Genomic DNA, 9,076 nt, shown 5'->3' on the forward strand with positions numbered 1-9,076 from the left:
AAAATCTCAGTGTTAAGGAAAGACCGACTTCAACTGTATTGCTTTTCATAGCAACGCAGTGCGAACGGGAAGCAACTGAAGGAGAGATCATCTTGAATAGTCACAATTCAACACCCGCTCTGTCAATCGAAGGGCTTATTAAAGACTACCCCGGTGTGAGGGCGGTGAATGATGTTAGCTTTTCAATTGAGCGAAGTACCGTTCATTGTTTAATTGGCGAAAACGGAGCCGGTAAATCAACGTTAGTAAAAATGATTACGGGGGCAATACAGCCCACCCAAGGTGTGATGAAAGTTAATGGCCATGATTACCAACCCACTGGTACTCAATCGGCACGAGAATCTGGCATTGCTACCCTATTTCAAGAACTGCATGTTGTTGACGAACTGACGGTACTTGAAAACCTCACATTAGGTATGGAGCAAAGCCGATTTGGCTTTCTCATCAAATCCGATCTTGAGCACCGAGTCATAGACACGCTTGCCACTATCGAGCCGTCAATTGACCCATACGCGCGTGTATCAACCTTAGGGGTTGCACAAAAACAGATCATAGAAATAGCACGCGCCGCCTCTTCAGGTGCCAACGTCATTATTATGGACGAGCCGACCGCTGCACTGTCTGAGCGAGAAGTTGAAAGACTGTTTACCGTCATTCGAAGGCTACAAGAACAAAGCGTAACGGTGATTTATATCTCGCACAAGCTAGATGAAATTCTCGCTTTGGGTGATCGAGTCACCATCATGCGTGATGGTAAGCACATTGCCACAAAACCGATGTCAGAAGTTAACGGACGAGCAGAGTTGATTGATATGATGATTGGTCGCAGCATCATGCACGATTACTCCCCCCGTGACGCCATCACCGATGAAGTCTTTTTAGCCGCGCAACGTCTCAACAATCACCGACTTAAAAATGTCTCATTTGATATTAAAAAAGGCGAAATCGTTGGTTTTTATGGGCTAGTGGGTGCCGGTAAAACCGAAATCGCCCGCGCAATTTTTGGTGCCGATAAAGTCTCTGGCACTATTCGCCTAAACGGGAAAGACGTCGGCAACTCACCGAAAGAGGCCATCGCCGCCGGTATTGCCTTAGTCCCTGAAGAACGTCGCACGCAAGGTCTATTCACCAATTTAACCATTCGCGAAAACATTCCAGTAATGAACCTACCGCGAATGTCGGATTTTGGCGTATTTCGAGAAAATGACGAGCTCAACGCTGCCATGGATTATGTCGACAAACTGTCCATCGCCACCAGCTCAATCGAAAAGCACACCGAAAAGCTGTCCGGCGGTAACCAACAAAAAGTGGTCATTGCCAAATGTCTTTTTTCCCAAGCAAAGCTGCTGCTGCTTGACGAACCCACTCGTGGCGTGGACGTAGGCGCAAAAAAAGAAATTTATGACTTAGTGAAAAGCTTAGCGAACGAAGGAAATTCCGTCGCCGTCTTCTCTACTGAACTTGAGGAGATCCTTGGCGTGTGTGACCGGATTTTCTTGCTCTACGATGGCTCACTGGTTTCAGAGATTCAAAACGGACCCAATGTCGACACTAACTATATTTTGAATGCCGCCACGGGTGGCCTTGAGGAGGCAGTATAATGAACACGTCGGTAAAGCCTAATCACTCTCCCGTCGAGTATCGACGGATAAGCGACCAAATGTACATTACCTTACTGGTTGCATTTGTTGCCATTGGCCTCTTTTTAGTGGCGTCCGCTTTCGTTCCTAACTTTTTTCAAGTTCAAAACATGTTGAACTTAATCACCAACAACTGGGCCGTCATATCACTCGGTATTGGGGTTTCTTTTCTTCTTGTATCTGGCAATTTCGATCTTTCTGTCGGCGGTATTGTTGCGCTTTCAGGGGTACTATCGGTGTGGTTCGCCCAAGCCATTGGTGGCGGTTCCGCGCTTTCAACAGGGCTTGGATTACCCTATTGGCTGGCAGTTGTCGGTGCTTTAATGGGGGCGCTTGCAATCGGCGGACTCAATGCGCTGTTTGTGGTCAAATTTCGTATTCCATCGATTATTGTGACCTTAGGGACAATGATGGTCGCGCGGGGGATCGCTCAGGTCATTACCCAAGGCTCGCAACGCAATACCAACCTGCCTGAAGAATTTGGCGTACTAGGCAATCTAAAAGTCTTCGACACCTCTATGCAATTCCCGGTGTTATTCATGTTGATACTGTTCTTTGTCGCGATCTTTATTGAACGTAAGACCGTCTTTGGGCGCATCACCTACTGGATTGGCGCCAACCCAGAAGCCGCCAAGCTGTCGGGTATCGATAACGCTAAGCACATCACTTACTTGTATCTGTTTAGTGCGTTAGTTGCCGGTATTGTTGGGGTCCTGCTGTCTTCAGAGTTCAAATCTGGCTTTTCTAATCGTGGCCTTTTAATGGAATTCGATGCATTGGTTATCGCGCTGCTTGGCGGTATTGCGATTGCTGGCGGATTTGGCTCGGTGATTGGCATGTTCTTCGGCGCCATTATTTTAGCCGTCGTGACCTCGGCCGCGACCGGACTTACCCTATCGCCCGATTGGCAATTCATTCTTAAAGCGGTCGCGGTATTTCTAGCGATCACCGCGCAAACGTGGGCACTGTCCCTCAGAAATAAATAAGGAAGGTGAGGGTTATGTCTGATTCAACCAAATCACTTAGCATGGCACCCACGTTTGGTGGACAAATTACAAAGTTTATTGCCAATTACTACATCTATTTTGTACTGGCGGCGATCGTTATTTTCTTAAGTAGCATCAACCTTGAGCAATATGCGCTGTTTGAACGAGGCAACTTTCTTTATAAGAAAAATGTCATCAATATTTTGCGTGTGTCGGCGCCAATTTTAGTCTTGGCTGGCGCGTTCACATTACTCATGGTTTCGGGTTACATCGATTTATCGGTGGGCAGTACCATGGGGCTGACCGCAGTCATCTACGCGCTACTTGCCATTAATGGCGTCCCCTTCTGGGCGGCATTTTCCATTACCGTCTTTTGCGGCGTGTTATTGGGGGCATTTAATGGCTTATTGGTGGTGAAGTTTAATATCACCCCAGTGATTGCCACGCTCATTACGCTTAGTCTGTACAAAGGCATTGCGTTACTGTTGGTACAAGACGGCGTGTCGGCGATCAAATCCATGGGCGACTTAAAAATGCCAGCATGGTTCAACGACTATGGTCGCGATGGTGTGCTACTCGGCCTGCCAATGGCCTTTTGGGTCGCGGTGGGCGTCACCGCGCTCTTGATCATCTTGCAAAACCGTTCATTACTTGGCAAATACGCGGCGGCGACAGGCGGCAACCCAACCGCAGCCAAACTTTCTGGTATCAAAACCGGGCTCGTGGTATTCAGCTTATACGCCATTGTGGGTGCGACTGCCGCGCTTGCTGGGATCGCGCGCTCTAGTTTCATGTCATTAGGCGACCCACTGTCTGGTGATGGCATGGAACTGACGGCTATTTTGGTGGTGTTAATTGGCGGCACCGCATTTAGCGGCGGTGAAGGTAAGGTTTTGCGCTCGTTTGTCGGCGCCTTGATCATCATGACACTGACAGTAGGCATGCTAACGCTGGTTCCCGCCTACTACCAAACTTTGGTTATTGGTGGCGCTTTACTTGCTGCAGCGGCTTCTAACCACTTGGTGAGCCGGAAGCGAAATGAAACAAAATCCGCCTAAATAAACACGTATTATTGATTCACTGATAATACGTCGCCAGAGTAACGAGCTTCCCACTGAATAGGTTTCAGTAATTGTCATGGAAGCACTCATCATTTCGAATGAATGAACATACGAAAAACACAAAGGTTAGCCTACTAATAAGCTAACCTTTTTCGTTATCCCGTCTAAATCTATATAGCTATGCGCCATCACCCATTACCGCTAGCAGTGGCCGACTGTGGTTAGTCTTCTCTCACCAGCGCAGCGTGGCTACAACGCATTCCACCACCAGTCGCGTGGTTGGTTTCTGTCATATTAGAGTAAAGCACTTCAATACCTTTGGCTTCTAACTGCTTACCAATATGCGCAAACTCTGGTGACATCGCGTAAACACCTTCGCCAAGTGGTAGGCCATTACAGGCATCTATGCGTGCTTCTTCTAACGTGCAGTTCACAATATCCCAGCCTTCAATGAGCGCAGGTAGACCATTTGGAAAAGCATCACGACACACCAACGCTAACCCTTCTCTAGGTAAAGAGAGACAGCAATCTAAGTGCATCACTTCCGGGCTGTATTCAACAAAATGTACCGTCCAACCTTCTGAACTCAATAGATCGGCCGCCCATTGCAGCCCTAGCATATTCGAGTCGACACCATTATAACCAAGCAACACGTTGTTGTTCCCCATGACAAACACATCGCCACCTGTCAAAAATGGCCCTTTGCCACCTTCTACACAATGGGTGTCCGTTTGAGGGGTTGGTATGGTTACCCATTTGGCGTCAGTGCCGCTAATACGCTCGTTAAGAATATGACGATAAGTAAACACATCTTTATGGCGCATAGGAAAACGATTAGCCCCTTCTATCACCATCTTGCCGACAACAGAGAGAGGATCTTTGACAAACAGCGACCCAACACCGGGCTCTTTATATTGTAATTCTTCTGCTGTTAGTAGCCTTGGTCGATGCACCTTAATACCACGACCTTCAAGCAGATTAACCCAGTCTTCGACTTCTTTTCGAATTTTCTTAAAACGCACGGGATCGGCTTCAGCGTACGGCTTTCCTGCGTTAGCCAGAATCTTATCGCGATCTGGCTTATTGAAAATCCCCATACGAGCAGCCAACGCTTTACTGATTGTCGGATATGCAAGTTGGTCTACTCGACCAATGAGCACTTCTTTAAGCACACCCCATTCTGATCCAACCCAAATGTCAGTCTGCGTTGTTTTTTTAAGCTTGTTTTGCATCACATTCACCTCACATTGATGTCTTAAGCCAGCATGTCATTGTATTGGCATCATGAGTAATCAGACTCTGACGTGACAAGCGATATTAGCGCTAAAAGATATCGATACGATGATTACTGTTAAGCGTTATTTCAGGTACAAAAAAAGACGCCCTAAGGCGTCTTTTCTAACAAAGTAACTACGTCGATTAAACGATGCGCAGACCGCCTTGAGCGATAGCGAATCGGCGTGCACGTGTGTAAGACAGCGCATTAGTAATGCCTTCACCCGTAGGGCCTGCAATCGTGAACGTTGACGTGCCTTCTGCGTTGTAGCCAACACCTGAAAGCGTTGGGCCATTGTGAGCAAAGATAGTGGTGTTAACCGCGCGACCAAACTTAGTCACGTTGTCAATGTTACCTGAGTAAATGCAAGAAGAGTGTTTGTTACCACGCTCTGCTGCAACAGCGCGCTCAACCGCTTCATCGATATCTTTACAGATAACCACTGGCAGTACTGGCATCATTTGTTCAACGTGCACAAGTGGGTGATCATTTTCAACAAGCATAACCGCAAGACGAGTATCAGATTCAACACCAATAGACTTCAGGATGTCGCCAGCGTCTTGACCAACATGCTGCTTCACCGGGTGCCACACGCGTGCGATTTCATGCGCAGTACAAGGCTTAGCGCCTTCAAATTCATCAAGCGTTAGGATTTGCTCGGTTAGCTTCTCTGCTTCTTCTGCTGATAGAACGTAAGCGCCGACTTCTTCTAGCTTGTCTAGGAACGCATCGGCTACCGCTTCTTCAACAAAGACTTCTTTCTCACCGATACAAAGCAAGTTGTTATCGAAAGATGCGCCGCCGTATACGCCAGCAGCAGCAAGGTCGAGGTTAGCAGAAGCGTCGACGATGACAGGTGGGTTACCTGCGCCAGCGCCAATACCTTTCTTACCAGACTGTAGAATCGCCTTAACAAGACCTGGACCACCCGTACCAACAAGCATGTTAATAAGCGGTGATTTCGCGATTTCGTTCAGTGTTTCTAGCGTTGGCTCTTTCACCATAGTGATAAGGTTTTCTGGGCCGCCCGCTTCAACAATGCTAGTGTTTAGCATATCAATCATGACAGCAGACACGACTTTAGAAGAAGGGTGAACGTTAAACGTCACCGCGTTGCCACCCGCAAGCATAGAGATTGCATTGTTAACAATGGTTTCTGTTGGGTTGGTCACTGGCGTTACTGCGCCAATCACACCGTATGGTGCGCGCTCACCCAAAGAGATGCCGTTATCGCCCGACCATACTTCTGTATCTAGAATTTCAGTACCTGGCGTCTTAGCTGCTGTTAGTTGGTGCTTGGCAATTTTATCTTCAACACGGCCTAGCTTTGTCTCTTCACGAACCATTTTAGCGAAGTCTTCTGCACGCGCTAATACTGCTCCACGGATAGCAGCAATGATGGCTTCGCGATCTTCTTTAGTGGCGTTCACATAAAACTCTTGTTGCGCTTTATGAGTTGCTTCAATCGCAGCGTCCACTGTCGCGAATACACCTTTAGCGTTGTTGATATCAAAAGACATGATAATTACCTCGTAAAATTGGGTACTGTGAAGAGCCAGACATCGTCTTCTCTCTTCGAGTTATTTGGCGACACTCTATGTACTAAGACTCAAAAGTTCTAATTCTCAAAAAGTACTAAAACTCAAAAAGTGCTATGACTCGAAAGTGATAAGACTCAGAGACCCGCCTTAAATTGACTACAATCTAACCTAAGTTTGCCGCTCAGCACCGTCACTGGGCGTCAGATTAATTGACCAAGCACCTTAATTTTCTCGAGCATGTTACTTGACGACTCCTCACCCGATTCATGATTGGACTAAAGATCAGCAAGTTACCTTCCCTCCCCCCTATGAACGGCTATTTTTAACGCAATGAAAGTTACGTAAATAACCCCCATACGCAGGACTTGCTCATCGTCACAAAAAATATCTTCTCATCACCTCTCATAAATAAAGACCAGACAATTCATAACGTTAACATTAAGCGTAAGATTAATTGACCCTGAGTGACATGTTGAATTTTTAGCCGCCAGATAGACTAGTATTCATCGAGCAATGCTAACCAAAAGCATGCCACAAACTGAAACGATCTCGTGAGGAACGAATATGAAAAATCATGCGCTTTTAGAAGAATCTGTAAAGCAACTGAGCACTATTTTAGAGACTCAGCAACAACTGTTGGACGAGCATAAAGCGAACCAAAACTATGCTGAACGCCTCGAAAATATTCTTACTCCTACTGACGAGCTAAGCACTCAAGGCGACGACTTATACATCGGCGGTTGCAAAGCCTCTGATCTTATCGAGCAATACGGTAGCCCGCTATTCGTACTAAGCGAAGACACACTGCGTAACAACCTACGTCGTGTTAAGAACGCTTTCGGTAACTACTGGCCAAAGCCGGTAAACGTTATGTTTGCTATCAAATCAAACACTAACTTCGCGGTTCGTGCTATTTGTAACGAAGAAGGCGTAGGCGGTGACTGTTTCGGTCCTGGTGAAGTGGAAGCAACTCACTACGCAGGTGCCGATCCAAAAACTATCGCACTTAACGGTACAGTTAAGCCTGAGCTTGCTATCCGTAAAGCGATTGAATACGGCTACGCGGTTCACCTAGACTCTTATGAAGAGATCGAAATCGTTGAGCGTATCGCTCGCGAAGTGAAGCCAACTGAAAAAGTTCGCATCGCCGTTCGTCTAAAAGTTATCCCAGAAGATTTCTTCAACGACTTCGAACCAGACGCATACCCGTTCCCTAACTTCATCGGCGCGATGAAGTGGATCAAATTCGGTCTTCTTAAAGAAGAAGCAAAGAAAATTGTTAACCGCGTGAAAGAAATCGACGTTTTCGAATTCTACGGTTTCCACACTCACCTAGGTCGCTTCTCTAAGCAACCTGAAGGTTGGGATGCGCTTTACCGTGAATACGCGCGTAACATCATTGAGATCTCTCGCGAGTGTGGCGTGCAACCTTTCCAATGTGACCTAGGCGGCGGTTGGCCACGTGAGCGTGAGCCAGAGTGTCGTAGCAAAGAGCACATGATGAACTCAAACACTATCGAAGACTACGCGAAAATCGTTTGTGCCGGTATGCTTGAAGAGTTCAACAAAGAAGGCTTTGAAGTGCCACAACTGTGGCTAGAACCTGGCCGTTACATCGCTGGTAACATCGGTACACTGCTAACGTCAGTATACGTGGTTAAAGACGACCAAGAGATGGACTACACGTACACCATGGTGGACGCGTCTACTTACCTAGCAACGCTAGTGGAGTCTCAAGAGTCTAAGAACCCAGTACTTCCTGCTAACAAGATGACACAACCACTTGTTGATAGAACGACTGAAATCGCGGGCCCTATCTGCATCCCATCAATCTGGGAAAGCGGCGCACGCATGCCTAAGCTGGTACCAAATGACGTACTTGCTATCATGGATGTGGGTCATTACGCAGAGTCTCAAGCAAGCCAGTTCAACTCACTACCACGCCCTGCAACGGTACTGGTTAAAGACGGCGAAGCTGAGCTAATCAAGCGCGCAGAAACAGTAGAAGACGTATTTGCCACGCAAATCCTTCCAGAGCGTTTTGTAAAAGCAAAAGCTGAGATTGAAAAGAAAATGGCTAAGCCAGCAGCGAAAAAAGCGCCATCTAAGCGCAAAGTAGCAAAAACGCCTAGCTATGCAAAAGCGGCAAAGTCTACGAAAGCTAAATCGGCAAAGTCTGCTAAGTAAGCCACTTAGCGAGCAGTATTATCACGACGTACTGAGCTTATGATAAAAAGCGCCCATTGGGCGCTTTTTGCGTTTAGTGATTAGTACTACTGCGAGTTAACTTCACGCTAATGTCAGCGCCGATGTAAAAATGACCCACTAACGCCGATTTAAAATTGACCCACCTGAGGCAAACTATCCGTTCGTAAATGGACAAAGCGGCGGATTATGATCAATCAGGAGCAACTAGTGGAAATACACGTTTTACATCAGCAAGGGCAAAGCATCCGCCGCATCGCGAGAGATTTAGGTATCTCAAGGAATACCGTTCGCACTTATCTTCGAGACAGAAGTAAAGAGTCTGTGTATCCCGAGCGGCAATCTCGACCAACCAAATTACAGCCTT

7 protein-coding genes are annotated in these 9,076 nt (G+C 47.0%); 5 read left to right on the top strand and 2 right to left on the bottom strand.

Features of this window, described 5'->3' with window-relative positions; all coding sequences use genetic code 11:
- The first annotated feature begins 92 nt into the window (after positions 1-92).
- Genes L4D74_RS17405 through L4D74_RS17415 form a run of 3 tightly spaced genes read left to right on the top strand, consistent with a single transcriptional unit; the run spans position 93 to position 3,684 of the window.
- Positions 93-1,601, top strand: coding sequence for a sugar ABC transporter ATP-binding protein (locus L4D74_RS17405; protein WP_428753579.1), 1,509 nt, complete (start codon positions 93-95; stop codon positions 1,599-1,601).
- On the top strand, positions 1,601-2,626 hold the full coding sequence (locus L4D74_RS17410; protein WP_428753580.1) for an ABC transporter permease: 1,026 nt from the start codon (positions 1,601-1,603) through the stop codon (positions 2,624-2,626). The genes L4D74_RS17405 and L4D74_RS17410 overlap by 1 nt, the downstream gene beginning before the upstream one ends.
- 14 nt (positions 2,627-2,640) lie before the next feature.
- Positions 2,641-3,684, top strand: coding sequence for an ABC transporter permease (locus tag L4D74_RS17415; RefSeq protein ID WP_428753581.1), 1,044 nt, complete (start codon positions 2,641-2,643; stop codon positions 3,682-3,684).
- Positions 3,685-3,908: 224 nt separating this feature from the next.
- Here L4D74_RS17415 and L4D74_RS17420 read toward each other — a convergent pair whose 3' ends face one another.
- Together L4D74_RS17420 and L4D74_RS17425 are read right to left on the bottom strand one after the other, a co-directional pair.
- Positions 3,909-4,919, bottom strand: a complete 1,011-nt coding sequence (locus L4D74_RS17420; RefSeq protein WP_428753583.1) for a hypothetical protein — start codon at positions 4,917-4,919, stop codon at positions 3,909-3,911.
- A gap of 187 nt (positions 4,920-5,106) precedes the next feature.
- Positions 5,107-6,483 carry an aldehyde dehydrogenase gene (locus L4D74_RS17425; protein WP_428753584.1) on the bottom strand — a complete coding sequence of 459 codons (1,377 nt, stop codon included), beginning with the start codon at positions 6,481-6,483 and terminating at the stop codon, positions 5,107-5,109.
- 585 nt (positions 6,484-7,068) lie between these two features.
- Here L4D74_RS17425 and L4D74_RS17430 point away from each other — a divergent pair.
- Together L4D74_RS17430 and L4D74_RS17435 are read left to right on the top strand one after the other, a co-directional pair.
- Complete coding sequence (locus tag L4D74_RS17430) at positions 7,069-8,691, top strand: diaminopimelate decarboxylase family protein (RefSeq protein ID WP_428753585.1); 1,623 nt, start codon at positions 7,069-7,071, stop codon at positions 8,689-8,691.
- 207 nt (positions 8,692-8,898) lie between these two features.
- The coding region (locus L4D74_RS17435) for a helix-turn-helix domain-containing protein (RefSeq protein ID WP_428753602.1) at positions 8,899-9,076 on the top strand (178 nt) is incomplete at its 3' end.

Origin of the sequence: Vibrio cionasavignyae, assembly GCF_050337155.1 — a bacterium.
Classification (GTDB): Bacteria; Pseudomonadota; Gammaproteobacteria; order Enterobacterales; family Vibrionaceae; genus Vibrio; species Vibrio nomapromontoriensis.

Coding starts and splice junctions, on each gene's coding strand:
- L4D74_RS17425 (WP_428753584.1), bottom strand. CDS start 6,483: ATGTCTTTTGATATCAACAACGCTAAAGGTGTATTCGCGACAGTGGAC.
- L4D74_RS17415 (WP_428753581.1), top strand. CDS start 2,641: ATGTCTGATTCAACCAAATCACTTAGCATGGCACCCACGTTTGGTGGA.
- L4D74_RS17430 (WP_428753585.1), top strand. CDS start 7,069: ATGAAAAATCATGCGCTTTTAGAAGAATCTGTAAAGCAACTGAGCACT.
- L4D74_RS17410 (WP_428753580.1), top strand. CDS start 1,601: ATGAACACGTCGGTAAAGCCTAATCACTCTCCCGTCGAGTATCGACGG.
- L4D74_RS17420 (WP_428753583.1), bottom strand. CDS start 4,919: ATGCAAAACAAGCTTAAAAAAACAACGCAGACTGACATTTGGGTTGGA.